Annotated in this window: 1 protein-coding gene; it reads right to left on the reverse strand. The window is 63.5% G+C overall.

All coding sequences use genetic code 11. From position 1 onward, the window contains the following. Positions 1-9: 9 nt before the first annotated feature. On the reverse strand, positions 10-660 hold the full coding sequence (gene hxlA, locus JHE00_RS34580) for a 3-hexulose-6-phosphate synthase (RefSeq protein WP_307832237.1): 651 nt from the start codon (positions 658-660) through the stop codon (positions 10-12). Positions 661-795: the final 135 nt, after the last annotated feature.

Consider the following 795-nt stretch of genomic DNA (forward strand, 5'->3'; position numbering starts at 1 on the left):
TGTGTGGTGTTAGCGGGTGGCGCGGTGTTTGAGTTCCTTGGCCGCGGCGCCGGGGTCGGTGGCGTTGTAGATGGCTCCGCCCGCGACGGCGACGGTGGCCCCGGCCTCACGCACGGACCCGATCGTGGCGGCGCTGACACCACCGGCGATGGAGAACGCGACACCAGCCTCCCGGCCATCGGCGAGCAGCGTGTCGATCGTGTAACCCGGCCGGGCCTGCTCATCCAGCCCCGCGTGGATCTCCACAAACGACACACCCAGCTTCGCGACCTCCCGGATCCGCGCCACCCGGCCCTCCACCACAGTGATCATGTCGGCCACCACGTCCTTGCCGTACTTACGGCCCGCCGCCACCGCACCCCGCACCGTGTCATCATCAGCGGCACCCATCACCGTGACCAGATCCGCCCCCGCCTCGAACGCCAGAGCAGCCTCCAGCTCACCAGCATCAGCGGTCTTGAGATCCACGAACACCAACTTGTCCGGATGCGCCGCCTTGATCGCACTCACCGCACCGATACCCACCGACTTCACCAACGGCGTACCCAACTCAAGAATGTCCACATGCTCCGACACCTGATTCGCCAACGTCAACGCCGACGGAAGATCCAGAACATCCAACGCCACCTGCAACCGCACAACAAACTCCTCATCACTCACAACGGTGCACCGCACCCCACCAAAAAACAGACCACACAACAATCACCCAGCCACCCAAAACACAGCAACACCCCACCACATCCAAAAACACAATCCCCCAATGCACGAAACAAATAACCACCCACCACCCCCGGC

Origin of the sequence: Prauserella cavernicola, assembly GCF_016595675.1 — a bacterium.
In the GTDB taxonomy this organism is placed as follows: domain Bacteria; phylum Actinomycetota; class Actinomycetes; order Mycobacteriales; family Pseudonocardiaceae; genus Prauserella_A; species Prauserella_A cavernicola.